Origin of the sequence: Bradyrhizobium liaoningense (assembly GCF_018130955.1) — a bacterium.
GTDB classification, from domain to species: Bacteria; Pseudomonadota; Alphaproteobacteria; order Rhizobiales; family Xanthobacteraceae; genus Bradyrhizobium; species Bradyrhizobium liaoningense_C.
Genome location: NZ_JAFCJM010000048.1, coordinates 1 through 26328 on the forward strand (window position 1 = coordinate 1; position 26328 = coordinate 26328).

Sequence of the window (26328 nt, forward strand, 5' to 3'; positions counted from 1 at the left end):
TCCGACATCCGATCTCGACGCGCCCCTGCAAAAAGACCTAAATCACACAAAATCGAGACTTCTTCAGCAGCCTGCTAAAGCGCGATCCGCTGCTCCCGCTGCGCTGGCTGAGTTGGCGAGGCAGTTAATCTTCCCGCGCATCAAGAAGCAGCGCCGACCAGGCCTGCTTCAACCGCGGATAATCTTCGCGCGACATCCGAAACGTAATCACGTCGTCGCCGTTCCACCAAGCCTTCGGCGCAATCTTTTCGATTTCGAAACCAAGGCGAATATGGAAGTTCTTCGAGGGAACGTTCTTGCTTTGCACTTTGGCTACGACGACCGAAAGCCCTAGCTGCACGAACGCGAACGCGAAAAGCAGATCGAATATCTCGGCCAGAAAGAGGCGCGCGCCCGGATCGACGATCAACCGCGCCACCTCGCCGCGTTTCGCCGCGAAATCCAGGTTCGCAAGGGCGATGCTGCCAGCCGGTTTTCGCGAGCGCTTGAACTCGGCGATGAAATAGTAGTCGTCCGCCCTGGCCTGATAGTTTCGGAAAAACTCTTCCTGCTGGAACAAGGTCAGCTTTTCCCGGGTCATGAACTTGCCGAGAACGGGGTCGTTCCGCCACGCGATGATTTGCGCCGAGTCCTCCAGCCGGACCTCTCGGAGGACCAGGTTATTTCCTTCAGGAAGCCGTTTGAGATTCTCAGTCTTGGTGGATAGCGTGCCCGAACTCGGCGGTTCCAGTCCCGTATGCCCCATCATTTATTTATTTCACCTTAATTCAAGACATTTAAATATCTTTAATTGACCCGAACGTTAGCATTATTTAATGTGAGCGCCAATCAAATGATGCTGCTGTCCCCGAGGAGGCTCGCTATTCTCGCTGCTGCACCCGTCCTGCCGGACCGGCACGTCAATGATGCCGAACTCAAGTCCCTGGCGCTGTCCGGCGATACCGCGTTCTGGGGACATCTCGCCGCCCGCTCGCGGCAAGCGGCGAGTTTTTCCGAACTGTTCTTTCTGTCGACGCTTCGAAAAAAGGCGAAGCGACATGCGACCGAAAGTGTCCAGACAAGCCTCCGCCTCGCCTTGATCGGAGGCTACAACCTTTATCCGTTGCACGAACTGGTCGAACATCTGCTGGCTATTCGTGGAGTCGAGTGCGAACGCTTCCTTGGCGACTACGATAATTTCGTCTCGGAAATCCTCGACGGCTCGAGCCCACTCTACGCTTTCAAGCCGGATCTCGCCTTCATTCTTCCGAACGCGGGCCACTGCCGGTTTTCCGGCTCGCTCCTCGATGCCGTCGAATATCAGCGCGAAGCTGCAGTTGGCGCCGCGGAGCAGCTCCTCAACCTCGCCCAGACTTTCATCGCACGCTCGGGTGCAGCGGTGATCCTTGCCAATCTTGCGCTGCCCGGCGACCTCGATCTCGGCTCGTTTCGTTCACGCACGCTTGGCGCCGATTGGAGTTTCCGCAAGGCGGTAAACCTTGAGCTCGGGCTTCGGGCCCCAGCTGAGGTGCAAATCTGCGACGTCGAGTTCCTCTCGGCACGCCGGGGGATCAATGCCGCGGAGGATGCGCGAGCGTGGTATGAATCGAAGCAGCTCGGCTCGCCGGATTTCCTGGTGGACGTCGCGCAAGAGCTGAGCCACCTGATCGCCTCCCGCAAGCAAGGCCCCAAGAAGGTGCTGGCAATCGATCTCGATCACACGCTGTGGGGCGGCGTGATCGCGGAGGACGGTATCGAGGGCATCGAACTTGGCGACTCCTCTCCCCGCGGCGAAGCTTTCAAGGCTTTCCAGAAGTACCTCCTTGCGCTTTCCGAACGCGGCGTCCTGCTTGCGGTATGCAGCAAGAACGACCATGCGCGCGCGATCGAGGTATTCGAGAAGCATCCCGAGATGGTTCTCCGCCTGGAGCACTTCGCGGCCTTCAAGGCCAATTGGGACCCGAAGTCCGACAACCTGCAGCGGATCGCGGATGAACTCCGCGTCGGCCTGGACAGCTTCGTCTTCGCCGACGACAACCCGGCGGAGATCGAGATTGTGCGCCAGTTTCAGCCCCAGGTCGAAGGCGTGCTCCTCGGACCGGATCCCGCCGAATTCATCGGTCGCCTTCAGGCCGGGCGACATTTCGAGCCACGCAACGTCACCGAGGAGGACCTCGAGCGGACGGCACAGTATAGGCAGGAGCGGCGACGTACGGAGCTCGCGGCAACCGTAACCGACATGCCGGCCTACCTCGCCTCGCTCGAGATGCGAGGCGCGATCAAGGAATTCGACTCGCTCGACCTGCCCCGCATTGCCCAGCTGATCGCGCGCAGCAACCAGTTCAACCTGACGACGGTCCGTCGATCCGAAACTGAGATCCAGGGGCTCCTGCGAAGGCCGGACTATTTGTGCTTCACGATGCGGCTCGAGGACCGGTTCGGTGATTCCGGGCTCATCTCGGTGGTCATTGCAAAGATCGAGGGCGGCGTCTTCGTACTTGATACCTGGCTCATGAGCTGCCGCGTTCTTAAGCGCCAGGTCGAGGACGAGATCATGAATGAGATTTTCCGGCTTGCAGAGATCGCCGGCTGCGCAACAGTTCGTGGCATTTATCTTCCGACGGCAAAAAACGGAATCGTCGCCGGAATCTACGAGGAGTTTGGCTTCATACGTACGGAAGACTCCACCGCCCGAAAAGAGTTCGAGCTCGAGGTGGAGAAGTATCAGATGCGTTCGACAAAGATCAGCGTGACCCGGAGGGCTTATGAAGCAAGCTGAAGTACTGGCAAAGTTGCAGGAGGTCTTCGACGGCATCTTCCTTGAGAAGGTCGCGGCCAAGCCCGAACTGTCGGCGGCCGACGTCGAGGAGTGGGACTCGCTCAAGAATATCTCGCTGGTCATCGCCGTCGAGCAGAAGTTTCGCGTACGATTCCGCGTTGGTGAAGTCGAGGCGGCCCGGAACCTGGGTGAGTTCGCCGATCTAATCGCGAAACGGATGGAGCCATGAGAGCTGGACATCGCATGTGTGTGTTCGGGCTGGGCAAACTGCCCAGTCCGCTTCATCCAAATCTTTGACCCCGGCGCGGGATGCGGAACTGGTGCGCGAGATCAGTGACGCGCGCTTCTTCAAGTTCAAGAGAAATTGACGAGTGTCGCTTCTCCAAAGACAAAAACTGCTTTCGATTTAATCGTTTTAATGCTATTTAATATTTTTAATGCAAGCGCCATGGCAGCCTCGGCCGACACTACAACCCGCACAGTTGGGGCTACAACTTTAAGTCGTATCTTACTACGCTGACTAGCTCGGGGGAGTACACCAACGTGGCGGTGAAGCCCAATAACCGCGCCGGTATGGTGAGCGTCAGCGGGACGCCGACGCAGAACCAGACTTTGACCGCGACCGTGAGCGATGCGGACGGAGTGCCAGGCACCGTCACTTACCAGTGGCAGCGGAGCACGAACGGCAACTCATGGAGCAACATCTCTGGCGCAACGGCGAGCACGCTGGTCCTCGCGCAGGCCCAGGTCGGCAGCTTCATCCGTGTCACCGCCAGCTACACGGACCTCCTGGGCAGCACCGAGACCCCGGTGAGCGCCGCGACCGCCACGACAGTGGCCAACGTCAACGACGTCGGCGCCATCGCGATCAACGGCACGGCGACCCAGAGCCAGACGCTGACGACCAGCGTCACGGATCCTGACGGCGTCCCGGCCAGCATCACCTATCACTGGCAGAGCAGCCCCGACGGCACCACCTGGACGAATCTGGCCGCCACCACCTCGAGCCTCACCCTCGACAGCAGCCTGGTCGGCAAGCAGATCCGCGTCAATGCCACCTACACCGACCTGCTCGGCGCCAGCGAGAACGTGACCAGCACGGCCACGGCGACGGTTGCGGCTGCGAGTGCCACCACCACCCTGTTCACCACCCAGACGCCCGCCATAGCCAACGCCACCGACGGAGTGGGTTATGAGCTGGGGATGCGCTTCACCAGCAACAGCACCGGCGCGATCCAGGCGATCCGGTACTACAAGGCCCCGAGCGAGACGGGCACGCATATCGGCCACATCTGGTCGGCCACCGGCCAGGAGCTGGCGACGGTCACGTTCACCAACGAAGGCGCATCGGGCTGGCAGCAGCAGGCGCTCGCCACGCCGCTGACCATCCAGGCCGGCACGACCTACGTCGTCTCCGTCAACATCAACAGCTACTACGTCGCCACCACGCAAGGCTTCGCATCGGGCATCAGCAATGGTGGCCTGAACGCCCCGGTCGGGGCCGGTGTCTTCGACTTGACCAAGGGCGCCTTCCCGACCAACGCCTATCAGAACTCGAATTATTTCCGCGACGTCGTGTTCGCTGCGGGCAACGTCATCTCACTGCTTAACACTTCCACAATCTATGTCAGTGAAGCGGCGGGGACGGCCACCGTCACCGTCGTACGCTCTGGCGACCTCCAGTCTCAAACGACCGTGGAGTACACGACGAACGAAATCGGCACCGGCAGCACTGCTACGGCGGGCCTGGACTTCATCCAGCCCACGTTCAATGGCCGGTCGAACACCGGTCAGGTCGTCTTCAACCCCGGGGAGAGCACCAAGAGCTTCACCATCCCAATTGTGAACGATCAGCTCACCGAGGGTAACGAGACGTTCGCCGTCGGGATTCAGAATCCCGGTTCCGGCTCCCTCGGAGCCCCGCGTACTGTGCTCGTAACCATCATCGACGACGACTCGCCCGCCGCGATCTCAATGGCGGACGCGGCGGTGAGCGTTACGGAGAATACACAGACCGCGACGATCACGCTGCTGCGCAGCGGCAGCACCACTCAAGCAGCAACAGTCGGCTTCACGACAAGCAACGGCAGCGCGCTCGCGGGATCCGACTACACGGCCTCGTCGGGCACGGTGACTTTCGCTGCTGGCCAGGTGACCCAGACCATCACGGTCCCGATCATCAACGATACGACACCGGAGAACGACGAGACCTTCACTGTCACCTTGAGCAACCCGACCGGTGCCACTCTCGGCGCCCAGACGACGACGACGGTGAAAATCCTGGATAATGACAACCCCAATCTCGGCAATCTGGTGGGCGAGACGTTCGTGACGGGATTGAACCAGGGGTATGCCGGCGGACCAACGGCGATCGATTGGACTCCAGACGGCCGCTACATGCTGGTTGCCCAGAAGGACGGCGTGGTGCGCGTGGTGGACAACGGAACACTTCGATCGACTCCGCTCATCGACCTTTCGAGCGAGGTAAATGACGTCGATGATCGCGGGCTGCTGGGTATCGCGGTGAATCCGAATTTCGCAACCAACCACTATGTCTACCTGCTCTATACCTACGATCCACCCGAGACGGCGGGCCAGACCGGTCTTGCGGCCCCCGATCAGGCCGGCAACCGACCTGCGCGCCTGGTGAGGGTCACCGTCGACCCAACCACAATGATTGCCGATCCGGCGAGCGAGGTGGTGCTGGTCGGCAAGAACAGCATCTGGGCCTATACGAGCCGCCCCGACGTAAACAGCACAGGCGATCCCAGCATCGTTCCTTCCGGCATAGTCAACGGCACCACGATCACGGCTCCGGCGAGCCAGATCGAGGTTGGATCGCAGGACAATGATCCGGACCGGCCCGGCATCCAGAACCAGAACATCCGTGACTATCTGGCGACCGATAGTGATTCGCACAGCATAGGTGCTGTTCATTTCGGCCCGGACGGCTATCTCTACCTCACCGTCGGCGACGGCGTGTCGTACAACTTCGTCGATCCACGGGGAGTGCGGGTGCAAGACATCCACAATCTGTCGGGCAAGTTGTTGCGGATCGACCCCATTACAGGTGAGGGGGTGCCGGGCAATCCGTTTTATCAGGCAAGCGATCCAAACAGCAACGCGTCGAAGGTGTTCTACTACGGTGTTCGTAACGCGTACCGCTTCAGCTTCGATCCAGTTACCAATCTTCCTGTGCTCGGAGATGTGGGCTGGAACAGCTGGGAAGAGCTCGATACGGGGCCCGCGGGCTCGAATTTCGGATGGCCCTATTTCGAAGGCCCTGACAAGACCGCCAGCTACCAAACTCTCCCGCAGGCGATCACCTTCTACAATAATGGGAATCGGAACAATACGTCAGACCCGCCTGCCGTATTTCCGATCCTGTCCCGAAGCCACGGGGCTCCCGACAATGCCCACGTGATCACCGCAGGAGATTTCTACAATCAGAACATAATGTTTTTCGACGATGTCCAAAACGGAACGATCTTCGCCGCGACCTTGGACGCAAACCGGCAGATCACCAACGTCCAGTTGGTGGACAACGTACCATTCATCGTCGACATGCAGAAAGGTCCCGACGGCTGGATCTACGGGGCCGATTTGATTGATGGCACCATCCGACGTTGGGTGGACCCCTCAGCTGCTACGGCGCTGGGGCTCGCAGCGGCGTCCTAACGGCCGCCGGCCACGGCTTTCGTCCATCGATGATCACGACTTCGCCCGACAACGCGAATTTTTGCACGATTGCCCGTCAGCGGATTGCTCTGTCGTTTTGACCAATCATCGAGGCTTCGGCGATGGCCCTCAGACGAGCGAGCCGGCGTCGCGCCACCAGCTCCGGGCCAAGAGTCAAATCGGCTCCATGATACTCGCGCCCAAGATTAAGGTCTTGCGGAACGCCGCTCAAGGTGCCCGCCAGATAGCGTTGAACCACTCGTACATATGCCTCTGCACCGACCATAACCGCTCGGCCAAAAATCGTATGTAGGTCGTCCCCTGGTTCGTAACTTGAATGCACTGTCTCGAAGATGGGCCCGCTGTCAACGCCGGGCGTGCATTCATGAACGGTCGCCCCGAGCATGTCCAGCTCGTCATTGACTACCGGCCAAAAACTGCACGCTGTTCCACGATACTGGGGGCTAATACCTGTATGCAGGTTGACGCAGATGTCACTTGCAGAGTCGAGGACCGCATTCTTCACGACCGACGTACCGTAAATGAGAATTGCATCAGGACGTCTCTGCCGCAGGATTTCCAAGGTTTCGGCGCTGTTTATGCCGTTCACGTATTCAATTCGGCCAGTTGCGCAAAATGCTTGAGCCTTTTGCCCCAACACACTTTGAAGTGACCGCGTCCGGGCCTCATCATCTCGAACCATCTTGAGAAACACAGCACGCGTTGCCTTACCCAGGAAATGCACCAGCCCGTTCCGCACAGCACGCCGCAGTCTTGTTCTCCGTGGCGACAGATCCACAATGACACAATCAATGGAGAGTCCAGCGCAAAGCATGTTTACGACGTAGCGATGTTCCGGGCCATCTCGCGTCAGCACCACTATTCGCTTTCGCTCAGGTTGCGCAGCTACCATAACCAATCTCTCACACATCGTACTACAGGCATGATCCGGAGCTTGAACGGAATCTCTTCTGGCGCAGCATTCCCCAGGCTAATGCGATAAAAAATATCAGCAGCCGGTGTAAAGCGGTTGCTCTTCGCGTGCACCAGAAAGATCGCCTTATGACTACGCCGCGCGGCTCGCAGCGCCCCCTCGGTTGCATCAAGTGCGTTCCCGTAAGGAATACTCAGGCATTGGACCGTTTGTCCCGATAACTTCTCCAGAAGCTCGCGACTTTGTACGATCTCGGTCTCCAACTCGGTCGATGAAAGCGAACGAAAAAACGTGTGGCTCATCGAGTGGTTTCCTACTTCAATATCCAGGCTCGCAAACGTCTTGATATCGGTGGCGCCAAGGAAGAGCTTCGATGTACGCCGGAGTTCCAACTCACTCGTGCCCATTGCGACACACAGCCGCCGCTTTGCATCCGCGATTTGTGCCTGAGTCCACTTTGAAATCACGTTAGCGATCAGTCCGGGAACTGATGTGAGTCCTGTTTCGTTGATGTTCAGAAGAGCTATCACCTGCTGCTTACCGAGAACTTCTGCTGCCAACGAAAGGATATTGTCCACCGGCAGGCTGCTCCCGAGCAGCGTTGCAGGATTGACGAAGAACAGCGAGGGCGCATTTGCCGCTTTTAGGACAGTACTTGCGGTATCGAGAACTGAGCGATATGCGTCGTCGAAGGTGATGAGCAGAGGTTTGCGTGGTAGCGAGCCACGTACAAGGTCCGATCCGCTCACCATGTCAAAATGGCGCGCGAAATACCTGATGTGCTTCTCGAACACGTCCGGCCTTGTAACGACTCCAAGCTTGCTGGTTAACGGGTCTTCTTGGTCCGCGATATGATGATAGACCACAATGGTAACCTCGCGCCGCATCAGCAGCTACCCTTGGCGCGAGCGGGTTAACGCGTCCCCTGACGGGTGTTCCGCAACAGCTATCTCGTCTGACGCGTTGTTGCGTGGATTGCCGCGTGCGCTCCTCACGCCGACGTTGCTCCACCCGTTCACCCAGCGTTCACGATATTGCCAGACATGGCGCCAGTTTCGCGCCTTTTCGCGGAAATCACGTCTGCCCGAGACCACGCCGGCTGCTCCGTAAGCAAGCAACCGCAGGAGGGGAAGCATCATATACAATGTCTTGCCTGCGAGAATCGTTGGAGCAGAATTGTGATGCCGCAGCAGCGTGATCCGGCCAGCAAGGACCTTGATGCGTTGCTCTGCCTGATCGGGTTCGGAAGACTGGCCGTAGTGAATGATGGTAGCCGCAGGCGTGATGGTCGGGCATGCACCAAGCCTGCGCGCCCGGCGGCACAAGTCCGCTTCTTCGCCATACATAAAAAACTCAGGATCAAAGCCGTCAAGTTGCTTCCAGAGTTCGCGGTCTATGAGAAGAAAGCAGCCCGTCACGATGTCTACGGCGCGAATGCTGTCACGCTTCCAACCACCGTATCCCTCGGGGTTGAAAACCGCGCTGCTGCGCTTCAAGTTGGTCAGACCAGTAGCAAAACAGAAGATGCTCCATAAGGTAGCATCTCCCCAACACGAGCCAGGGTTCAAGCGGCCGTCAGACAGCACGGTGCGCCCGCCCCAAATCCCACAGCGTGGATTCGCATCAGCGAACTCGTACAGACGATCGATTGCGTGATTCAAGATCAGGGTGTCCGGATTGAGCAGGAGAAACCGGCGACCGCGCGCCCGCAGCGCGGCGATGTTGTTGGCGGAGGCAAACCCAAGATTTTCTTGCGAGGCGACAAGCTCGATTTGAGGGAAGTTTGCACGAATTGCTTCTGGAGACCCGTCTGTCGAAGCGTTATCGAAAACGATGACTTCGTAGAGTACTGTCGTTGTTTGCGCCAAGACAGACCGAATACACTCGAGCGTCATGACGCGTGTGTTGTAGCTCACGATGATGATCGAGATGTCCGGCTCAGCGCCTCGATAAATTGCATCCCGCATAGGGTTCCGCCTTGTGCGATACGTAAGGACCCACTCCCCCGCTCAATGTCCGGGTGAACGTATGCCCGACAACCATCTTGCTCGAGCATGATTCATCAGGCCCTCTTTCGCGATGGTCTCCAAACCATCCGGGATCGGCTCGTCAACGTGGTGAATGTCAGCCGGGCCCGACGCCGAGGGCAACCACGACCGTCGGAGAGTTGATCGTCGTGATAAATAATTCTGGAAATGCAGTTCAGCGGCTAGCCGTCGACGACCGTTAGTCGCTCCTTGCTCCGCCATGCCAAGTGCTCGCTTTGGCAAGCACGAGCTTCTCGGTTCATTAGCGACTGCACCGCCCGGGAGCTGGGCGCCGCGCGCGCCCACAAAACCGCATCCGCGCACCATTTTACCACGCGCTTCCACTGCAAATCCTGATTTCAAGCGGGAACGAGGGCTTTCTCGTCCCCCGCATGCCATAATTAATATTTACCCTAGCCGCTAATTAAACAGCTATAATATTATATTATTTAATTTGCAAGTCGTTATTTCCCGGCGGGCGGTCCCGGTCCGAGAATGCAAGTCGTCAGCTTGCCAATTTGAGGGTCTTCCCGAGACGTTCAGCCCATGCGGGACAAGGGCTGGGAAAGGGATCAGCGGTGGGTTCGAGGGTCAGGAATCAATTTGCCTGGCACGAGCTGGTCATTGACGATAGTTGCGCTCCTGACGTTTTCCCATTTGATGATCGTCATTGTTCCGCCGCCCGCATTGTTTATCAAGAATGCGCCGTATAGGAACGGGCCAACGAAATACACATCCTTCAGGGAAACAGTGACGTTCATGCCATCGGGATGCATTCGTAATCCGTAAGGCCCGCCCCAGAACAGGACGTTTTCAAAACTGACTGAGCCGCCTAATCCGTCAGCGTAAAAGAATCCGGCCGTTGCATTGGTGTTGTTATAGGTTTTGAATGTTGTATTGCGAACCGTGATGGTGTTGGTCTTGCCGGGATCATAACACTGAAGCCCGTCTGCGTGATCGCCCGGCAAGCCTTTCGTTTCGATGTAGACGCCATCAAGGTTGATGCCGCCAACGCCGCTGGAGCCAATACACCGGAATCCCTCATTGGATCGAATGCGGGAATCTTTCAAAGTACAATCGCCGCAGACGACCGAGCTTCCATCGTTATTGTAATCCCACGAACGATGCTCGACCACTTCACCGTTGCCGAAGAACTTGCCGTAACGGCTGTACGGCTCGGAGGTGTTTCCGGCGAAGCGGGGGTCATCAAATGAGAGTGGAGGAGGCGACGCCGGAGCAGGAAGAGGCGAAGGAGAGGAGGCAAGATAAGGCGCTTGGCTGGAGGAAAGCGCTTGATCTGCCAGCGCGGAACCGGAGTAACACAAGCCGGCGATTATTTGAGCCCAGCTGAAGCAGCGCCAACGCGATAATTTCGTCACGGATGTCCCTCTGTTTAGTTGATCGCGGCCGTGCGGATTATAAGTGCCACAAGCCACAGGCGATCTTCACCAGCGATCTGCCATTGAATGGTTGTCGGGTTCATGCCCCCTTCCCGTCGATCCTCGCCCACAGAATGTGGCTCGGCATTTGCACCCGAACCCAGCGATAGAGAACACGCGACCACGGTTTGATCTCGGGCGAGAGATTGTCGAGAACGAGATCGCCACTGCCGGTGCGTACGAGAAGCACCAGGTGGTGCTCTCCGGAACCGACGACGACTTCGCTCAATAGCAGGACTCGCGCAGGCCAGCCGCGCCGAAGCAACTCGTGGCGCTTGCTCACGGCGTAGTCATTGCAATCGCCGCGATCCGGGTTGATGACCCACTCCTCTCCGGCAAGGCCGCGTTCGTTGCGTGCCGGCACGATGGCGAGGTTCACCGCGCGATTGACCTCCTGCAGAGCCGCCCAGCGGTCCTCGGTCAGCCGGATCGGCCCACCGCGAAACGAGCGCCGCAGAAGACATTCCGCCTCGTAGCGCAGGCAGAACACGGTGTACGCAAAGGGCGGCAGCGTCGGGCTTCCGAGCTCGATGTGCTGAGTCCCTGCCCGCAGCGTCGCCGGCAGGGCCATGCGCCCTGCGCCCGCCCATTGAATTCCTCCGATCATGATCGCGAGCGCCGCGGCGACGACGGAGCCGGAGGTTCGATACATCTGCCCCCCTCGCAAACGCCAAACTGAGGCTCGGATCCGCTGGCTGCGCTGACACCGTCAGTACCGCGGCAACTATATTTCTCCTTTTAATTTATTTAATTTAATTGTCAATTAAATATAATACAACAAGGTAAAATGATTCATCCGTGCACATCGATGCCGCCGCAACCCGCTGGTCCCGCGCAGAGGCACTTCGAACGATCTTGCACCCCGCGGTAGCCACATCGCCGGCGCCAGGGCCGCCCCGCCTGGCGTTCAGAATTAAGGCAATAATTTAACGACTCGGACGATTTAATCGTTGATTCAATGCGAACACTCGGCAAATCGTATTCCGAACGGCTTCTCTTTCCTCACGATCGAGATTGCACATGCCGGAAGAACTGCTCGTCATTCTGGGGGTTGAGGCCACCCTGCTTGTCTTCGTCACAGCGATGACTCTGCACCGCAAGCGAACGGATGTGCTGAGCGGGCTGCACCGCCGAGCGGCCCGCAGGTCCGCCGGCCGGCACAACAAGCATTCGGCACACTCGATCCGTGCGGACGCACGGGCTTGGCTGTCGCTGCCGACCACGCGGATCGGTATTGGCAGGCTCATCCCAGCCAATCTCTGGCGGCTGCTCGGAAGCGCCCGATCAGGCCTGACGAAGGTGCGAAAGCTGTCTACCCTTGTGGTTCGTTCCTGGCGGCCTGAGGCCCCTCGAGCCACGCCCTCCGGCTCCAGACGCATTGCAGGGGCTGGTCGTCAGTTCGGTGCACGTTGATGCCGAGGCCCGAGTGGCTTCTGCCACTCGGGCCCGCGTCATTTCGCGTCTGGCAAAGGCTCAGCGTTCCCAAAACGCGCGCCCCGCCTCATAGATTTGATCGATGGCGGCGCGGCGCAATCTGGGGCTCCGGGCGGGCCGAGGCCTAACGATAGGCTTCGGATGCAACGCGACGAGCGGCGAGCCTTCCGCTGTGAGTAGCTATTCTCGCTGATCACCCAGCGCACAGCACGTCCGCAAGCTCGGCATTGCCCTTGTTCAGTTGAATTTCTTTTTCGTCTTGAACATCAATGTTATCCGCAGCAATGGACAGACTCTTGAGATTCCTCTTGCGGCGTGCGGAATATTCCCCTGGAAAAGCACCAACCGATTTGGACGTGGCAGAACTGCTGCGATGATGTCTGGCGGTGGTTGTTGGGTTAGGAAGACGGTCTCGCCCGCCCAATTGGGGTCCCAAGTTGGATTGGAATAGAAGACTGCCGTGTAGTCGCTGGGATTGGCTGAATCCAGATGGGCCGAACCTTCGCATCCGTATGGATAACCGTTTGCATAGCACCTCATCAGGGTGTGGCCTTTGAAGATCGTTTCCTCCAAGAGGCTCCACATTTTCCAGATGACCGGAGATTCTTTCAACAAGGCATCTGAACAATCTGACGTGTCAGCTTCGTCGTATCCCCCGGCAAAATGCTTGTACCAATAGCGATAACTGCCGGGTGCTTTGTATGATACTGCTCCAAATTTCCATGATGTATTTTGCAGATAGTCTTGAACATCGGCCAACAATTGTTGTTCCAGGACATCATCATAGAGACGAACAACGGGGTTTTGTGAGAGTATGATGGGTTGCGATGCCATTTGTCCAATAGCTCCCTGAGCGCGGGCTCGGTGCTCGTTGATGTACAGCCCCGGGTGCGGATGCACCCGGGGCTGTGTCATTTCATGTCCAGCAAAGGCTCAGCGCTCTTTGAATGCGCGCTCCGCCTGATCGTGTAGCGGCTTGAGCAGGTAGGACAGCGCGGTTCGACCTGCCGTCTTGATGAAGACCTCCACCGGCATGCCGGGCAGCAGCTTGGCCGACCCGAGTTTCGCCAGCTCTTCCGGCTTCAGCAGGACGCGCCCCGTGTAGTAGCTCGTTCCGGCGCGCTGATCCTGTGTAATGTCCGCCGAGACCATGCTGACTTCCCCGTCGATTTCGGGCGTGGTCTTCTGGTTGAACGCTGCGAACCGCATTGTCGCGGTCTGCCCGACATAGACCTGGTCGATATCGCGCGGCGCGATCTTGACCTCAACCGCAAGCGAGTCCGCATCGGGCACGATCAGCATGATTTGCTCGCCGGGAGAGATAACACCCCCAACCGTGTGGACGCTCAGCTCGTGGACCCGGCCGGATTGTGGTGCCCTGATATCGATCCGATTCAATTGATCGACCGCCGCAGTTTTGCGCTCGCCCAGCTCAGAGAGTTTCGAGCGCGTTTCGATCAGGTCCTTGCCGACTTCCGTCCGCAGGTCCTGGTCGATCTGAATGATCTGGAGTCCAATTTCGGAGATCTTGCCCTTCGACTGAGCAATCATTCCCGCCAATTGGCTGCGCTCGCCTTCCAGGCGGGCGGAATCGCGCTCAAGGGAATTAAGTCGGGTGATCGGCACCAGATTTTTTTGCCAGAGACTGCGCACGCCCTCCAGCTCTTGGCGGATAAATTCGACTTCCTTCTGTTTGGCCTCGGTCTGCCCCGTATAGCCCTTGATCTCATTTTCCAGCTGCGCACTTTTCTCCTGCAATTGCGCTTTTTGGCCGCTCCTCGCCTGACGACGCAGGTCGAACAGCTTCCGCTCCGCGGTGATTGCACGGGTCGCCTCGGAGTTGCTCTCCTTGGCCCGGTCGAGCAGAACCTTGGGAAACATAACCTGCTCGGCGCCATCGCGCTCGGCCTCGAGACGAGCCTGCCGCGCGAACAGCTCATCGATGCTGTTGGTGACGATGGTCGCATTTGCGAGCGTCTGCGTCTCGTCGAGGCGGATCAAAATGTCCCCTGCATTGACCCGGTCGCCTTGCCGCACGCGCAACTCGCCCACGATCCCACCAGTGGCGTGCTGGACCTTCTTGACGCTCGAATCCACCACGACCACGCCTTGGGCGATCACCGCGCCTGACAATTGGGTCGTTGTCGCCCAACCGCCGATCCCAAAGGTCACCAAGGCGAACATGATCATACCGACGATCATGTAACGTTGGATGGATTGCATCGCCGGTGCCACCTGGCCGTTCATCGGCTGCCTCCTTGAGCTTCCGCGACCACCCTGAGCGGCACAGGATTTCGCAAGACTCTCTTGAGAACCTCCTCCCTGTTGCCGAAGGATTGAACTTTGCCTTCCCCAAGGACCAGCACGTGATCGACGCCCTCGAGCGCCTTCGGGCGGTGCGCGACAACAGCCACGATGCCGCCGCGCCGACGCACGTTCAGGATCGCCTCCGTCAGGGCCTCCTCACCTTCCGCATCCAGGTTTGACGATGGCTCATCAAGGACCACCAGGAACGGCTTACCGTAGAACGCCCGCGCGAGCCCGATGCGCTGCCGTTGGCCAGCCGAGAGCGCCAGCCCTCCTTCGCCGATTTTCGTGCTGTAGCCTTCCGGTAGGGAGAGAATGAGCTCGTGTGCGCCCGCAGCATGCGACGCTTCCAGAACCGCGGCGGCCGTGGCCTGCGGATCGAACCGGGCAATGTTCATCGCGATGCTGCCGTCGAACAGTTCGACGTCCTGAGGCAGATAGCCGATGTGCTTCCCGAGGGCATCCGAAGACCAATGATCCAGCGCGGCATTGTCGAGTCTGATCCTGCCGTGAACGCAGGGCCACACCCCGACAAGCGCCCGCGCCAAGGTCGATTTGCCCGATCCGCTCGGACCGATGATTCCGACGGCCTGCCCGCTTCGCAGTTGGAATGAGACCTCGCTAAGGGTCGGCCTCTGCGAATTTGGTGCACCGACATAGAGATGCTCGACCGAAAGAGTGTCCACCGGTGCGGGCAGCGCGAGCGGTTCCTCTTCGGCGGGCAGCAGCTGCAGCAGTTGGTCCAATCGTTGTCCCGATTGCCGCGCCGCGACGAAGCCCTTCCAGTTCGCAATCGCCATTTCGACGGGCGCGAGTGCCCGTGCTGTCAAGATCGAACCGGCAATGATGATGCCGGCGGTCGATTCCTGATTGATGACAAGGACGGCTCCAACGGCGAGAACCAGCGATTGCAGGATCGACCGAAAGACCTTGGAAGCGCCGCCCAGGCCGCTTGCGACATCACTGGCCCGCTCGTGGGCGGCGAGGTACCTCGCATTGACCTCACGCCAACGCAAAGCCGCCTGTCGCCGCATGCCCATCGCGTGCAGAACTTCGGCATTTCGTCGCCCCTCGAGCGCCAAGGCAGTTCGCGACACGGCCAGCCGCGACGAGGCCTTTGTCGGCCCGCGCATTCGCGTTTCAGCCAGCATTGTAATGCCGACCAGAACCAATCCGCCGACCAGCGCAGTGACGCCGATCCAGAAATGGAAAAGGAAGCAGACGCCGAGATAAACCGGCATCCACGGGAGATCGAACAACGCCGTCGGCCCACCGCCGGACAGGAATCCACGGACCTGGTCGAGATCCCGCAACGGCTGGAGTCCGTCGCCATCGGCTTTCGTCTTGAGAGGGATACGCACGAGCGCGTCGAAGATGCGCGCGCTCAGCTTTTCATCGAGATACCGGCCGACGCGCACGCTGATCCTGCCCCTGACGAAGTCAAGTCCGCCCTGAAACAGGTAGAGCACGGTCGCCAGCACGATCAATGCAACCAGCGTCGGTATGCTGCGCCCGGGCAGCACCCGGTCGTAGACCTGCAGCATGAAGAACGAGCCGGTGAGCATCAGGAGATTGCTCATGCCACTGAAAGCCGCGAGAGCCCAGAAGATCCGGCGGCAGGACCGCAGGAAGGCCGACATCTCCGACCCCGGCTCGTTATACTCGTCAGCCGGCCGCGACCGATCGGAGAACAGTTTTTGCCGCAAGGCTTCGACCAGATGCCTTGCCAAGCCAATCAGCTGCGATGTCCGAAGTTCGGCACGTTCTACCCACCCTCTCGCGATGGCCGGCAGTCCTGCCAGGAATGGAAGCTGGATTCGGTGAGGATTTGCGGGCGGGGGGATCACCCCCCGCCGTGCGAAGTCAGTCATGGCACCCGCCCTTGAAGCACGCCTTGGTTACAGAGCCCCCACGAGGTCCCCAAGGCAGTTGTTGAGCACTACTCCGTGTGATTGGCCCGTCCGCTATGCGAAGTGGAAGTCGGCGCTGGTCAACGAACCGACCTTCATGTCCTTCAGCGTGAGCGTGTCGCTCCCCGTCGTGATCACGACGTCGGCGCCTGATTGGGCCGCGTGGGAGAGAACGCTGGCAAAACTGTCGAACACACTCTTGCTGAACTGAATCGTGTCGTGCGCAGGTCCGCGGGCAGTGAAGCCCTGGATGACGTCGTGGCCGAAGTTCGGGCCAAACACGAAAGTGTCGGGCTGGCTGGTGCCAACGAAGATGTCATTGCTTGAGGCAACGACCTGAGTGGTGCTACCGCCGGATACGGTGGACGACGTAGCTGTGCTGGAAGCACCGATCTGCCCGTCACCGTTGAGATCCTGCTGGAAGCTCGTCTCGAGCGATTTAAGGCCAGAGTTCGTACCCGACACGGCGCCGCCCGACGTGGAGCCGGTCAGGGTGCTGACGTGGGACACGTAGTTGCCGTTGGTGTCGGTGTTCCAGGCCGTGTACAGGCCGGTGCTCGCCTCCTTCCAGACAACCTGATAGCCCGTCGCCGTCTTCTCCGCGCCAATCGGTGCCCAGGTGCCATCTGACCCGTCCACAAAGTCCACACCGTGATACTTCAGCGTGGGGCCCGATCCGCTACTGTCCTTGAGGTAATATTTGTCGCCGCTCTCAACGAGAGTTGTCGCACCAGCCGACTCGATTACCTTGCTGGGGGTCGGCGTTGGCGACGTCGGTGCGGTTGCAGTGGAAGTACCGATCTGCCCGTCACCGTTGAGATCCTGCTGGAAGCTCGTCTCGAGCGATTTAAGGCCAGAGTCCGTACCCGACACCGCGCCGCCCGACGTGGAGCCGGTCAACGTGCTGACATGGGACACGTAGTTGCCGTTGGTGTCGGTGTTCCAGGCCGTGTACAGACCGGTGCCCGCCTCCTTCCAGACAACCTGATAGCCGGTCGCCGTCTTCTCCGCACCAATCGGTGCCCAGGCGCCATCTGACCCGTCCACAAAATCCACGCCCTGATACTTCAGCGTGGGGCCTGATCCGCTGCTGTTGTTGAGATAAAACTTGCCGCCGCTCTCCACGAGACTTGTCACACCAGCCGACTCGACTACCGTACCGGTAGTTGGCGATGTCGGTGTGGTAGGCGCCGAGGTGATGCTGGCCGTGACTACGGTCGAAGCCGCCCCGGTGTTGCCTGCCACGTCCATTGCCTTCGCGGTGAGGCTGTGCGAACCGGCCGCAAGAGTGCCTGAAGTATAGCTCCACACGCCACTGCTGTTGGTCGTCGCGGTCCCGATCTGGGTCGTGCCGTCGAACACCTTTACGACGCTGCTCGCTTCGGCATTGCCCGACATCACCATCTGATTGGCGCTGTTCACCGTTTTGCTGACAATGGTCGGCGCAGTCGGCGCCGTGGTATCGACGGTAACTGCCAACGCAGACGACGCCGCGCTGGTCTGACCCGACGAATTGGTCGCCGTTGCGGTGAGCGTATGCTTGGCGTCGGTCAGGACCTTGGTGATGTAGTCCCAGCCGCCGCTTGAATCCGCGGTCGTCGAGCCGATCTGGGTCGACCCGTCGTAGATCTTGACCGTGCTGCCGGCAGCAGCGGTGCCCTTGAGCTCGAGAGTATTGTCGTTGGTGATCTTGTCGCCAGCGACGCCGCTATCGGTCGAGAACGACGCGATAGTCGGAGCGCCCGGCACGGTCGGTGTCGTCGGCGCGGTGGGCGCGGTCGACCCTTCAACTGGAAGGGGAGCCGGGATGAGATCGCCCGGGATAAGTTGACCGTTCACGATCGTTGCGTAGCGAACATTCTCCCATTGCGTGATGTGTATGTTCGCGTTGACTTCCTCCAACCAAAGCGCGCCATACGCAAATGGCCCCACAAAATACACGTCTTTGAAGGCGAGGTAGTCATCGTGACCGGCTCCTGCATCCGCGGCAATACGCAGACCAAACGGGCCACCTTCGAACACCACGTTATTGAAAGTGAACGTTCCGCTATAACCATCTGCGATGAACATGCCGGCGGTGGCATTTTGGTCGTGCGACACAATAGTCGAATTTGTAATCGTCACATTCCCAGTGGCGCCGGGAGCATAGGCCTGAATTCCGTCGGCGTGATCGCCCGCTAGTCCCGTTGTCTCGATGTACGAGTTATTGATATTGACATCTCCGCTGCCCCCGATGCGCACACCTTCCCTTGAGATAATACGGACGTCGTCCATGGTGAACGAGCCACTCCCTCCGACGGCGACAGTGTCGCTCTGGTCGGAAATACTCACACCCGAAACCGTCTCCCCATTTTGAAGCCAGACCGTCCCCGAATTAGTCACACCGCTAAACAACGGATCATTCCATGTCAGAGGAATGGATGCCATCTAGTTTTCTCCTGTTAATTTCGATCTGGTTTGCCCCTGGTACGCGCCCAATTTTCCCCGAGCGACGCGACCCCAAGTGCGACCCTGCTGGCGCAGCGCCGTTGGGTTCGTCTTCTCGGTGGGTGGAGGCTTTTTTGCGACGACACGACGGCCCACCCAAGGTAATTTCTGAGCTACCCTCGCCAGATTCGCACGTGCGAATTTAAATGCGTCCACAATTCTCTAATTCAATCAACCACTCGCGCACTGCGTTGAAGGAGTGACAACGATCGAAGCATACGAAGGTATGCTGGAATCGAAGGCGCGCCGTCGCCACCAGAAAACAGCTTGCATCGACGACTCTACAGCAGAAAATCATTTAAATAGACCGCCTCTCGAGATTATCTACCGCCAGATATTGAATAATACTTGTCGCGACGATCATTTCATCTGTGGACATTCAAGAGCACGACCGTCCATCGACCTTCAGTTCGATGGCTGTTGGACGGCATTAGACAGACAATCGCCGTGCCGGCGGAGCCCTCCGCCATCTCAGCGAGTTCAAAACTATGGAGATGCTGATTGGGATCTTCGCAGATTAATCGAGCTGTTGCAGTTCGGGCGCGGCATCCCGCCGCACCATCTTGCCTTTGCCGGGGTCGAGCAAACCCACGACCCGACTCTTCCGGCCGACAAGGAACGAAACAGTTCAGAAGTTCAGACCTTGGAAGCTCGCCTCAAAAAACTCGGCAACGTGCTTTCTCGCCAACAATGCGTTCAAGCCCGCGATTTGCTTCTCATCGATAGCTCGACTGCTGACAGATTTCACGTTTGCCACAACATTTACCGGACTGGATGAGAAGAAGATGACGATCCCGTTTTGATTTTCATTCAGCGCATGAGCCAGAAGCAAATGGGCCAATTTTGTTGAATCACGCGGGTCGATCTGCGTCAGCGAATGCCATTCAGCTGCCATTCGTTCGTCCGACAACAATCGATCAAGCAATACGTTGAATCGACTGGTAAGAGAAGAATGCGTTATCACGAGGCCATCAATAGTCGGAAGCTTCCTAACGTTCATATTCCAGATGGCGCTCGGTATCTGCACAACGTCGAACAACGGTGCATGTCTTTTGAGGATAGACGTCGTCTCCTCCATGCCAGTCGCTATGCCAAGTGCGCGAATCTTCCCTTCACGCTTAAGATCATCGAGAAAGCGGAGCAGGTCCGGTTCCTCCAAGTCGGCGGCGCTGCACTCATGCAAGAGTAAGATATCGAGATAGTCTGTACGCAATTCCTTGAGACTGGTCTCGACACTCTTTCGGAATTCCACAAGTCCAAAGGCTCCGAAACGCGGCACGTAGGTGGACGGCACCGGCAGGTAATTCTTTGAACTTGGCGCGACCTTGTGCAGAAGCCGGATGCCGCGCCCCATTGCGCGTACATGAAGCGCTCGACTTTGTGGGAGGATGCCCGCCTTGCTCGCCAGAACCAGGCGCTCCCGCCTGCGCGCCGTCAACTCTCCCAAAATGCCCTCTGCGCGACCGGCACCATACATTCGCGCAGTATCAAAATATGTGACCCCACAATCCATAGCCGCTTCGAGCAACCTCAGAGCCTCACGGCGGGTTCGTCGCTTGCTTAACAGTGCACCGGATCCAAAACCAAGGGGGAGCATGTTTCGCGGAAGGATTTCTCGGAACGGCGCGGCCGTAGCAACCGTCATGACGCGGTGTCTCCGGCCAACCCGAATGCGGCTTCTCGCCTTGTTTGGGCGACGGTGCTCACCGCGTGATGGCATGCGCGCGCGGTCAGAGCGAGAATGGTCAAGGTGGGATTTTGCGTGCCCTGTGACGGGAAACAGGCACCATCCGTAACGTACAATCCCTGCGCGTCCCAGCACTGGTTATTTGGATCGAGCACGGAGGTCGCCGGGTCGATACCCATCCGGGCGGTCCCGCATTCATGAATCGCGGAGCCTGGGGGCGCCGGCCGGTCGTTAACGCGGCTCAACGTCACGCCAGCTGTTGCGGCGATCTCGCGGATGGCAGCCGCCTGATCGCGGGCACGCGCCAAGTCCGCTTCACTATAGCGACAGTCGATATGCAATACGGGGATTCCCCATACGTCCCGTCGTGTGGGATGTAGCGTTACACGGTTTTCGGCACGAGGGAGCATTTCACCGAAACTAACCGCCGTGAAATGGGAGCGCCCGTGCCCTCCTGGAAATTGATACAACTGCACGCCAAAACCTCGCCCGCCCAGGGGCGCGGGCCTGTCGCGCGCATCGAAGCGTGGAAGGTAGATCGCGCACCCATCTTCGAGCACTGGGCCGGGCTTCAGCGGCGCCCCTCCACCCCACCCGGTCACTACAATATGGTCCATCAAGTAGCGCCCCAGCGCGTCAGATTCTGCACCGAGCCCCTGGACCGCTTTTGATGAACGCGAAAGCAATAGTATTCGGGTTGACTCCAATGCCGACGCGCAAAGAAAGACCAATGGAGCGCAAGCGCGTACATCGCTTCCACTCTGTTGATCGAACCAGACCACGCCGCGTACTCGACCTGACCGATCAACATCGATCTGCCTTACGACTGCGCCCTCGCGGCATCGAAGACGCCCGGTAAGAGCAGCGCCCTCCAAGGCATCCAGTGGTGCCGCAAAGCGCGTGAGCATCGGCCGCGAGTGAGGCCATCGTGCGCCAATCGCTGCCATCAGCGCGAATTGATTCAGTGAAGGTTCAAGTTCTCGCGAGAGATCACTGTCAGGCTGCCATGGCACGCCATCCATGGCACCCGCAAGCCTTAGCCGTCGCTCGACCATCGAATACCAGGGATCCAACTCACCTGGCTCAAGCGGCCAAGGCGCGCTCAATCCGTCACACGGCGCAAGGTCGGATGAGTTCAGGCGATAATATTGCCGGCCGTGTCCTGGAAGGCCCACGCGACCGCCGAGCGTTCGCGCGCGTATCCAGACAAAAGGTTGGTTCCGTGGCGTGACATAAGGCAAGTCATGATCATCTACAAACGATTCCGGTGCTCGGCCCCAGATGCTGCAGCGAGATTGGATGGGCTGGCGCAACATGCCGAGGCCTCTCAAGGCCATCCTGCCAAAGGGAACAACCGCAGGAGGAAGCAAACGAAGTGTCGCAGGGTCCGCGAGCCTCCGGCTCATGCTGGCAATAGCTCGGCGCATCCCGGTCGCTCGCGGCGAATGCTGCCACCCGGCCTCGAGCACAAGCACGCGCAGACCAGCCTCGGCGAGTAAGAGCGCTGCCAATCCCCCGGCCGCTCCCCCGCCGATCACGATCGCATCCTGCGCTCCGACGCGCCGCAACTCCTCAATCGCCGTGGTACGCAATACACCTGAAAGCGCCGGCCCGATCTGCATGACAACTCCCTTCAGAAGAATTGGTCAGGTGCTAGCGTGCCAGGCGGGTGGCAATAGGCCATCAGTTGTAAGCAGCGACCCATGATAAATGCGTCGATTAATCCGATAGCCGAGCGACCCGTGTGCGAGCCTTAGGCGCAACCGCCCAAGCACCAATGAGGGGGGATTTATTGTTTCGGCACACTTGGCAAAACCATTACTCATGGCTTTGATTTTCTGCTACAAAATGCAAAGTACAAATAATGATAGGCGGAGCTAAATACACGCGTCAATGGTTAATACGTATTAATTACAGCATTGCACTTGGCAGGTTGGGAATGCTTGCAGCACTTCACTACCACGCATGGCGCCGCGTGCGCGCTGCGTACTATGCCTTCGGACTGGCCCGGCTGCCGTTTGGCGACGCGCTGGGACGCGCGGTCAGCGAGTGGGAGACCGCGCAGGGGTTCGGTGACAGCCCAAAAGCGAAGTCTACGTGGGACGCCGAATACAGCGACGGGCTCTGGACCTACATGCAGCGCGAGCTAGCTCGCCACTGGACGCTCATCGGTTTCATGGACGCTTTTAGGCGTGGCGGCGAGTACCTGGAAATCGGCTGCGGAGACGGCATGCTATTCGAGCACTTTAAGCAGCTCGGATATGAACGCTATGTCGGAGTTGACATCTCAGACGTGGCGATCGAGAAGCTCCGGCTGTACAACAACGATCGCACGAACTTTTCCCAGGCCGACGGCGACGTGTACGAGCCCGACGGCCGTTTCGATGTCATCGTCTTCAACGAGTCTCTTTTCTATTTGCGCGACCCCGTACGGTCGCTCGAGCGTTACGCACAGTCGCTCAAACCGGGGGGCTGCATCATCGTCTCGAACTACACGGCATCGCGGCGATCGTTGGCAGTGTTGCGGGAGGCAAAGCGAGCGTTCGAGGTGATCGACGAGGCCAAGACGACCCAACGGGCGATGTCTTGGCTTTGCACAGCGCTGAAACCGCCCAATTAAAGTCGCCGAGGAGCCCCGTCTAGTATGGGCGCACGGTCTCGATGCTCGCGTTCATCGTTTTGGCTATGGACCGGCACCGAGAAAAATCGTCGATCAACTGTCTACCTCGCTATCGGTACCGCCAGCGCATCAGTTGGCGATAGAGCCCGAGCTTTGTGCTGGTCCTCCAGGCAAAGCCGCGCATCCCATCCGGGTCAAGCAAGTGCCGGCGCAAGTACTCCGCGTCCATGTTGTTCGTCAGACAAAGGCGGGAATAGAGAAAGGCCTCGAATCCGCGATGATACCCAAGCTGGATCGTAAAGAGGTGCGTGTAGCCGGCCGTCAGAGCCGCGTCCCAAACCCGTCGGGAAAAGCGCCCGTATGGGAAAGCGAAGAGAGTAACCTGTTGCCCGAGGCGATCCTCCAGCATCGACTTCGACACCGTAAGCTCCCGACCGAGTTCGACATCCGAGACAGAGGTCAAATCGACGTGGGCCATCCCGTGTGAGCCAATCGCAACGCCGCCCCTGCTAAGCTCCCCAATCATCTCCCAGCTCATTCGTCCCGGCGCGCCCACAAAATTCACTGGAATAAAGGACATGAAACCCGGAATCCGACCGGTCTTCACATAACGCGCATAGACAAGCGTGTAGTCCGAAAGAAAGCCATCGTCGAAAGTGAGGACGACCGCGCCGGTACGGCTGGATTTCGGATCGGTGCAATGCTCCAGAAACCTCTGAGGCGAGACCAGGCTATCCCGACAAAGGGCAAGATGCTCATCGAATGCATCGTGCGTCAGGCACCACGTATTCGAAGGCGAGGCTTCCACCAGCTCGTGATAGTTCAGGACGATCATAGTGATTGTATCAGATCTGAAACGCGCCGGCCCCAAGCCTGCCAGTTCAGTCGGGATTCGAAGGCGTCGCGACTCGATTGTCTCAGGCGTGCCATTTGGCCCGGGTTCGCAAAGGTCTCGAAGATGACCGCCGCATAGTCCGCCTTCGTCGCTTTCGGTGGCAACAACAAGCCCGTCTCCCCGTTGCGGATAGCGCAGGGGACGCCGCCAGTGGCCGGCGCAATGCTCGGTACTCCGTGGGCCGCGGCTTCACAGAACACGATTCCGTAGCAATCTGCCCGGGTCGGCAGCAGAAAGAAATCCGCGTCGCGATAGAGTTGATCCAATCGGTTGCGCTGTTCGCGATCACTCTTGTCGAGATAAGGGATGATCGTCAGACCGGCCTGAGTAACTGGCTTACGCGGAGTACATCCGCAGATCACGAGCTTCGCCTCCATGCCCCTGTTCCTTAGTTCAGCGAGGGCCCCGACCGCGATGTCCGCGCCCTTCTCTTCCCAGTTGGCGCCGATGAAGAGGAGCCGGCAGGGGCCCGGCTTGCGGCATCCAAGCACGGATGCACGATCCGGCGCTTCTTCGAGGTTGGCGCCCCAAGGAATGACATGCACCCGATTACGGTCGGCACCGTAATCCCTGATGGCAGATTCGGCTGCCCATTCCGACGGGTAGAGGATCAGATCCGCGCGCGCGATCGTGTCGCGTTCCAGGCGTTCAGCGATGTCCCGAGCACCGCGCGACAAGTTTCGATAGTTAGGATGGTAGTTCTCAACGAGCCGAAAGGTCGCATCGGACGCATAGACGAGCGGAACGCCGTCAGGCACACTCCATGCAAAGGTGGAGCCAGCCGGCGCGAAGACGACATCGGGCGACACCGCGCGGATTTTGCGCGCTGAGTCCGCTGCATACTGTGCAACAACAGCCCCCGCATGGAACGGGGAAGGGCCGCGTCTACGAAAGGTACGGCAAAGCCTGGAATACGTCTTAAATAGAGGCAGGATCGGTGCGCTCAAGGGGCCGATATGGACCACCTCGTGACCTTCACCTGCGAGCGATTTCGACATGTGAAACGGGGTACCGGACCAGAACCTGACCTCGCGCCCATCGCCGACCGTGGCGAATGCAATCCGCCGCGCCGCCTGGCTGTCGCAGATGTGGCTCTGAGTCATTCCATTCCCGTACATGCGGCGCAACCGCCTACTCGCTCGACATGCGCCTCATCGAGCAAGCGAGCGATCGCTGGATAGAAGTACCTTTTTCAAACCGGCAGTAAGAGAAAGGGGCATAAGAGCCACACCGGCTCGCATAATGAGAGGGACGTGGCCCGTTTCCGCAAATCCCCGAGCGTAGGTTGAGATCGATTTCATCCGCCTTCCCGAGTGCAGATAGATCCACCCCAAATCCTTGCAATGCCGCGCGATTGCACGATTTGCCGCCTCGAGTGCTTCGCGATCTCGCCGAAGCCCCCTCTTCTCGCTCACTGCCAGCCGCAGTAACGAGAACTTATCCTCTTCCTGGAACTTCGAAAGGGTCGAATCGTCGAGAACTCGCATAACCGCAAGCTTGCGATCGACGTATCCAAATCCATGGTGCTTCGAGATTCTGAGGTACAGCTCCCAGTCCTCGCCAGAACACCATGACTCATCGTAACCTCTAAACTCATCCAGAATAGTGCGCCGGATCAACACTGCAGTCGGCTTGATGGGCACTTCCTCCAACAAACATAGATACATCTCTCGGCTGCTGAAAAGAAACACGCCAGACTCCGGGTGCGCGTGCGATGCAAGCAGCTTCGGAAATGCCCGCATGCTCGAGATAATCGACGAGACGGATTTGCCGCGATCGACTTCAACGTCACAGAATACCGCGCCAACCTGACGGTGGCGCCGCAGAACGTCAACGAGACTGCCGAGCATCTCCGGCTTCCACAGGTCATCTGAATCCAGATGAGCAATGATATCGCCTCTGGCGGCCCTTATACCCGTGTTGCCCGCCGCACTGACCCCGCAATTCCGATCGTGCCGAATGTAACGAATCTTGTCGCTTCGAAATCTTTCCACCGCTTCGGCCGTGCCGTCCGAGGATCCATCATCAACGACGATTATTTCAAAATTGCCATACGTCTGATTCAAGGCACTCTCGATCGCTTCCCCAATGATGTACCCGCGATTGTAAGTTCGTATGATAATGGAAACCTTCATGCGTCAGTCCTGCGCAC

General features: G+C 58.8%; 19 protein-coding genes. 4 read left to right on the forward strand and 15 right to left on the reverse strand.

All coding sequences use genetic code 11. The features are described 5' to 3' along the window. Positions 1-124 precede the first annotated feature (124 nt). Positions 125-748, reverse strand: coding sequence for a GNAT family N-acetyltransferase (locus JQ632_RS28975; protein WP_249152603.1), 624 nt, complete (start codon positions 746-748; stop codon positions 125-127). 84 nt (positions 749-832) lie between these two features. Here JQ632_RS28975 and JQ632_RS28980 point away from each other — a divergent pair, with 84 nt between their 5' ends. The 3 genes from JQ632_RS28980 to JQ632_RS28990 all read left to right on the forward strand — a co-directional run bounded on the left by JQ632_RS28980 (position 833) and on the right by JQ632_RS28990 (position 6436). Then, a complete protein-coding gene (locus JQ632_RS28980) occupies positions 833-2758 on the forward strand; it encodes an HAD family hydrolase (RefSeq protein ID WP_249152604.1) in 1926 nt (641 codons plus the stop codon). Then, positions 2745-2987: an acyl carrier protein gene (locus tag JQ632_RS28985; RefSeq protein ID WP_212406060.1), complete on the forward strand. Its 243-nt coding sequence runs from the start codon at positions 2745-2747 to the stop codon at positions 2985-2987. The genes JQ632_RS28980 and JQ632_RS28985 overlap by 14 nt, the downstream gene beginning before the upstream one ends. Before the next feature lie 314 nt (positions 2988-3301). After that, entirely contained in the window at positions 3302-6436 is a 3135-nt protein-coding gene (locus JQ632_RS28990) for a DUF4082 domain-containing protein (protein WP_312015675.1), read from the forward strand. A 76-nt stretch (positions 6437-6512) separates the two neighbouring features. On the opposite strand, the gene JQ632_RS28995 is transcribed toward JQ632_RS28990, so the two are convergent. From JQ632_RS28995 to JQ632_RS29045, 11 genes are all read right to left on the reverse strand, one after another. Continuing rightward, complete coding sequence (locus JQ632_RS28995; RefSeq protein ID WP_212406061.1) at positions 6513-7181, reverse strand: formyl transferase; 669 nt, start codon at positions 7179-7181, stop codon at positions 6513-6515. Between the two features lie 161 nt (positions 7182-7342). Further along, a complete protein-coding gene (locus JQ632_RS29000) occupies positions 7343-8257 on the reverse strand; it encodes a polysaccharide deacetylase family protein (protein WP_212406062.1) in 915 nt (304 codons plus the stop codon). Between the two features lie 6 nt (positions 8258-8263). After that, positions 8264-9337: a glycosyltransferase family 2 protein gene (locus JQ632_RS29005; RefSeq protein ID WP_212406063.1), complete on the reverse strand. Its 1074-nt coding sequence runs from the start codon at positions 9335-9337 to the stop codon at positions 8264-8266. Between the two features lie 632 nt (positions 9338-9969). After that, positions 9970-10776 carry a hypothetical protein gene (locus tag JQ632_RS29010; RefSeq protein ID WP_212406064.1) on the reverse strand — a complete coding sequence of 269 codons (807 nt, stop codon included), beginning with the start codon at positions 10774-10776 and terminating at the stop codon, positions 9970-9972. 100 nt (positions 10777-10876) lie between these two features. After that, positions 10877-11488 (reverse strand): transglutaminase-like cysteine peptidase, encoded by a 612-nt coding sequence (locus JQ632_RS29015; protein WP_212406065.1) that lies wholly within the window; start codon positions 11486-11488, stop codon positions 10877-10879. A gap of 1019 nt (positions 11489-12507) precedes the next feature. After that, complete coding sequence (locus JQ632_RS29020; RefSeq protein WP_212406066.1) at positions 12508-13185, reverse strand: 2OG-Fe(II) oxygenase; 678 nt, start codon at positions 13183-13185, stop codon at positions 12508-12510. 18 nt (positions 13186-13203) lie between these two features. Next, positions 13204-14517 (reverse strand): HlyD family type I secretion periplasmic adaptor subunit, encoded by a 1314-nt coding sequence (locus JQ632_RS29025; RefSeq protein WP_212406067.1) that lies wholly within the window; start codon positions 14515-14517, stop codon positions 13204-13206. Then, positions 14514-16217 carry a type I secretion system permease/ATPase gene (locus JQ632_RS29030; protein WP_212406092.1) on the reverse strand — a complete coding sequence of 568 codons (1704 nt, stop codon included), beginning with the start codon at positions 16215-16217 and terminating at the stop codon, positions 14514-14516. The genes JQ632_RS29025 and JQ632_RS29030 overlap by 4 nt, the downstream gene beginning before the upstream one ends. Positions 16218-16541: 324 nt before the next feature. After that, on the reverse strand, positions 16542-18914 hold the full coding sequence (locus JQ632_RS29035; protein ID WP_249152605.1) for an Ig-like domain-containing protein: 2373 nt from the start codon (positions 18912-18914) through the stop codon (positions 16542-16544). A 688-nt stretch (positions 18915-19602) separates the two neighbouring features. Then, positions 19603-20619, reverse strand: a complete 1017-nt coding sequence (locus tag JQ632_RS29040; RefSeq protein ID WP_212406068.1) for an aldo/keto reductase — start codon at positions 20617-20619, stop codon at positions 19603-19605. Next, positions 20616-22283 (reverse strand): GMC family oxidoreductase, encoded by a 1668-nt coding sequence (locus JQ632_RS29045; RefSeq protein ID WP_212406069.1) that lies wholly within the window; start codon positions 22281-22283, stop codon positions 20616-20618. The genes JQ632_RS29040 and JQ632_RS29045 overlap by 4 nt, the downstream gene beginning before the upstream one ends. Before the next feature lie 317 nt (positions 22284-22600). Between JQ632_RS29045 and JQ632_RS29050 the strand changes: the two genes are divergently transcribed. Further along, on the forward strand, positions 22601-23281 hold the full coding sequence (locus tag JQ632_RS29050) for a bifunctional 2-polyprenyl-6-hydroxyphenol methylase/3-demethylubiquinol 3-O-methyltransferase UbiG (protein ID WP_212406070.1): 681 nt from the start codon (positions 22601-22603) through the stop codon (positions 23279-23281). 109 nt (positions 23282-23390) lie between these two features. Here JQ632_RS29050 and JQ632_RS29055 read toward each other — a convergent pair whose 3' ends face one another. The 3 genes from JQ632_RS29055 to JQ632_RS29065 are packed head-to-tail and all read right to left on the reverse strand — an operon-like array spanning position 23391 to position 26311. After that, positions 23391-24116, reverse strand: a complete 726-nt coding sequence (locus JQ632_RS29055) for a polysaccharide deacetylase family protein (protein ID WP_212406071.1) — start codon at positions 24114-24116, stop codon at positions 23391-23393. Continuing rightward, positions 24113-25279: a glycosyltransferase family 4 protein gene (locus tag JQ632_RS29060; RefSeq protein WP_212406072.1), complete on the reverse strand. Its 1167-nt coding sequence runs from the start codon at positions 25277-25279 to the stop codon at positions 24113-24115. Before JQ632_RS29060 ends, JQ632_RS29055 begins: the two co-directional genes overlap by 4 nt. A gap of 48 nt (positions 25280-25327) precedes the next feature. Next, positions 25328-26311 carry a glycosyltransferase gene (locus JQ632_RS29065; protein WP_212406073.1) on the reverse strand — a complete coding sequence of 328 codons (984 nt, stop codon included), beginning with the start codon at positions 26309-26311 and terminating at the stop codon, positions 25328-25330. Between the last annotated feature and the right edge of the window lie 17 nt (positions 26312-26328).

Bases quoted from the DNA above. Each gene is read 5' to 3' on its own strand.
- JQ632_RS28975 (WP_249152603.1), bottom strand. From the start codon at position 748: ATGATGGGGCATACGGGACTGGAACCGCCGAGTTCGGGCACGCTATCC.
- JQ632_RS28980 (WP_249152604.1), top strand. From the start codon at position 833: ATGATGCTGCTGTCCCCGAGGAGGCTCGCTATTCTCGCTGCTGCACCC.
- JQ632_RS28985 (WP_212406060.1), top strand. From the start codon at position 2,745: ATGAAGCAAGCTGAAGTACTGGCAAAGTTGCAGGAGGTCTTCGACGGC.
- JQ632_RS29000 (WP_212406062.1), bottom strand. From the start codon at position 8,257: ATGCGGCGCGAGGTTACCATTGTGGTCTATCATCATATCGCGGACCAA.
- JQ632_RS29005 (WP_212406063.1), bottom strand. From the start codon at position 9,337: ATGCGGGATGCAATTTATCGAGGCGCTGAGCCGGACATCTCGATCATC.
- JQ632_RS29015 (WP_212406065.1), bottom strand. From the start codon at position 11,488: ATGTATCGAACCTCCGGCTCCGTCGTCGCCGCGGCGCTCGCGATCATG.
- JQ632_RS29020 (WP_212406066.1), bottom strand. From the start codon at position 13,185: ATGACACAGCCCCGGGTGCATCCGCACCCGGGGCTGTACATCAACGAG.
- JQ632_RS29025 (WP_212406067.1), bottom strand. From the start codon at position 14,517: ATGAACGGCCAGGTGGCACCGGCGATGCAATCCATCCAACGTTACATG.
- JQ632_RS29030 (WP_212406092.1), bottom strand. From the start codon at position 16,217: ATGTCGGCCTTCCTGCGGTCCTGCCGCCGGATCTTCTGGGCTCTCGCG.
- JQ632_RS29035 (WP_249152605.1), bottom strand. From the start codon at position 18,914: ATGGCATCCATTCCTCTGACATGGAATGATCCGTTGTTTAGCGGTGTG.
- JQ632_RS29040 (WP_212406068.1), bottom strand. From the start codon at position 20,619: ATGACGGTTGCTACGGCCGCGCCGTTCCGAGAAATCCTTCCGCGAAAC.
- JQ632_RS29045 (WP_212406069.1), bottom strand. From the start codon at position 22,283: ATGCAGATCGGGCCGGCGCTTTCAGGTGTATTGCGTACCACGGCGATT.
- JQ632_RS29050 (WP_212406070.1), top strand. From the start codon at position 22,601: ATGCTTGCAGCACTTCACTACCACGCATGGCGCCGCGTGCGCGCTGCG.
- JQ632_RS29055 (WP_212406071.1), bottom strand. From the start codon at position 24,116: ATGATCGTCCTGAACTATCACGAGCTGGTGGAAGCCTCGCCTTCGAAT.
- JQ632_RS29060 (WP_212406072.1), bottom strand. From the start codon at position 25,279: ATGACTCAGAGCCACATCTGCGACAGCCAGGCGGCGCGGCGGATTGCA.
- JQ632_RS29065 (WP_212406073.1), bottom strand. From the start codon at position 26,311: ATGAAGGTTTCCATTATCATACGAACTTACAATCGCGGGTACATCATT.